Origin of the sequence: Methylocystis suflitae, assembly GCF_024448135.1 — a bacterium.
GTDB lineage: Bacteria > Pseudomonadota > Alphaproteobacteria > Rhizobiales > Beijerinckiaceae > Methylocystis > Methylocystis suflitae.
Genome location: NZ_JAMRYX010000237.1, coordinates 1 through 2,473 on the forward strand (window position 1 = coordinate 1; position 2,473 = coordinate 2,473).

Annotated in this window: 2 protein-coding genes; both read left to right on the forward strand. The window is 56.2% G+C overall.

Annotated features, from left to right (window positions below; translation table 11 throughout):
- The first annotated feature begins 105 nt into the window (after window positions 1–105).
- Window positions 106–675, forward strand: coding sequence for a transcription termination/antitermination protein NusG (gene nusG / locus NEI07_RS18390; protein ID WP_256036642.1), 570 nt, complete (start codon window positions 106–108; stop codon window positions 673–675).
- 456 nt (window positions 676–1,131) lie between these two features.
- Window positions 1,132–2,415 (forward strand): Vi polysaccharide biosynthesis UDP-N-acetylglucosamine C-6 dehydrogenase TviB, encoded by a 1,284-nt coding sequence (gene tviB, locus NEI07_RS18395; protein ID WP_256036644.1) that lies wholly within the window; start codon window positions 1,132–1,134, stop codon window positions 2,413–2,415.
- The last annotated feature ends 58 nt before the right edge of the window (window positions 2,416–2,473 follow it).

Consider the following 2,473-nt stretch of genomic DNA (forward strand, 5'->3'; position numbering starts at 1 on the left):
TTCTCAAAAGCGCCCAATTTGGGTAAGATATGAAGATCGTGGCTGAATTCGCTGAAGCATGCCACTCAAAAAGAAATATTCGAGTGCTGGGGTGGGGGATCAGAGGTGCAGTTGTCAAGGCCACCATTTGGTGGGATTCTGCCTTGGGGCATTCGACGTGAAACTCTAATCTTGACGGGAGAAGAGCGATGGTTTGTCGTCCGCTCGCTACCCCGACAGGAGATGAAAGCTGAATTCCAGCTTCTACGCCAAGGATTCCGCGTCTTTTTACCGCGCATTCCGAAGGCCGTCCGACATGCTCGGAAGCTGCGAACGGTGCAAAGCGCCATCTTCCCGTCATATATGTTCGTAATTCTCGAACTGGGTCGAGATCGTTGGCGACCCATTAACGGAACCTTCGGTGTTTCAAATCTTATCATGGCAGGAGAAACTCCCCAGCCAGTTCCCCTCGGAGTGGTTGAGCAACTGCTTACTTACGCCGATGACAACGGCCTGATGCGTTTTGATCGGGATTTGCGGGTAGGGCAGTCGGTCCGTGTCACGTCAGGCGTATTTGCAAATGCCATTGGCTGCTTGGAGCGGCTTAACGCCAGCGGCCGCGTTCGTGTGTTGCTCGACATCATGGGCGGCAGGGTGCCTGCACTATTAGACCGCGGGGCACTTGAAGCGACGTAATTATGGTTGCCGCACACTAGGCGCGGCGATCTATGCACCTTGTGACGGGAGAAGCAGCTGCTTCACCCGAATGGCGGTAGCGTGGGCTGACTTTATTGTTCCGGCCCCAAAGATCGGCCACGTTGATCCCCAACGGTCGACGAGTCGTTAGTCGACAGCGTCATTTCGACACGGCGATGAATACACTTCGCAGTCACGAAGTTGCATCCCCGTCGATGCGGTCGAGACCGCCCTACTCTTGGCAATCATCTCAAGAACTTAAGAAAAATCTGGCTAATGACGAGGTAAGAAGGACGCGTGGCGAGTTGGTGTGCTGCCGACCCCGCTGACCGAAATCCTACGTGCGGACGAAAAGTCGCTACGACGCCGGTGTAGCCGAGTTCGTCGCTCTGTGCCTTGACGATCTCAATCTCAACGCTTGATCACCAGACAAAAGCGCAAGGTAGTTCAGTCATTATGACTCCCACTAAAGATCCCTCGGAAATTAAGCTCGGCATCATTGGACTTGGCTACGTAGGCCTGCCGCTTGCTGTGGAGTTCGGCAAGCGGCGCAAGGTCGTCGGTTTCGACATCAATGCCGCGCGTATCGCTGCACTTAACGCTGGCCATGACTCCACGCTCGAAGTCAGTGATGACGAACTACGCTTGGCGACAGGGTTGCGTTACACCATGGATCTCTCCAATCTCGCCAACTGCAACTTCTATATCGTCACCGTGCCAACGCCAATCGACGAGCACAAGCGTCCCGACCTCTCGCCGCTGATCAAAGCGTCAGGAATCATCGGCAAGGTCTTGAAGAAAGGCGACATCGTCGTTTACGAATCGACCGTCTATCCCGGAGCGACAGAAGACGACTGCATGCCGGTGCTCGAAAGTGTCTCCGGACTAAAGTTCAATGTCGATTTTTATGCCGGCTATAGCCCAGAGCGTATCAATCCGGGCGACAAGCTGCACCGCGTGTCGACGATCAAGAAGATCACAGCTGGCTCGACGCCCGACGTCGCCGAGCTCATCGACCGACTCTATGGCGAGATCATTGTCGCCGGCACTCACAAGGCGTCGAGCATCAAAGTCGCCGAGGCCGCCAAGGTGATCGAAAACACCCAGCGTGATCTCAACATCGCGCTGATCAACGAACTGGCGATCATCTTCAATCGGATGGGCATCGACACGGAGGCGGTGCTCGAAGCCGCCGGCACCAAGTGGAATTTCTTGCCGTTTCGTCCCGGCCTCGTCGGCGGCCACTGCATCGGGGTCGATCCCTATTATTTGACCCATAAGGCGATGGCGATCGGCTATCACCCGGAAATCATTCTCGCCGGTCGTCGTCTTAATGACCGCATGGGCGCCTATGTGACGTCCCAGCTGGTGAAGGCGCTGATCCGGCGGCGCATCCATGTTGAAGGCGCGCGTATCCTGGTGATGGGCCTGACCTTCAAGGAAAATTGCCCGGATTTGCGCAATACCCGCGTCGTCGACATCGTTCGCGAACTCGCCGACTATAACGCCAACGTCGATGTTTACGACCCCTGGGCCAGCGCCGAGGAGGCGCAAAAGGAATATGGCTTGGCCATCATCAAAGCGCCGCAGCCGGGTGCCTATGACGCAATCATCCTGGCGGTGGCGCATGACGAGTTTCGCGAACTCGGCGGGGCCGTCAGGGGCTTCGGCAAAGAGGAGCATGTGCTCTACGATCTCAAATATGTACTCGGCCCTGATCAGGCCGACCTGCGCCTGTAGGGTTCATTAAATGACTCGTTACGAGGAAGTTTGCGTCGAGCTGCGCGATAGCCCGCGG

Excerpts from the sequence above, each read along its gene's own strand:
- tviB (WP_256036644.1), top strand. The coding sequence starts at position 1,132 with ATGACTCCCACTAAAGATCCCTCGGAAATTAAGCTCGGCATCATTGGA.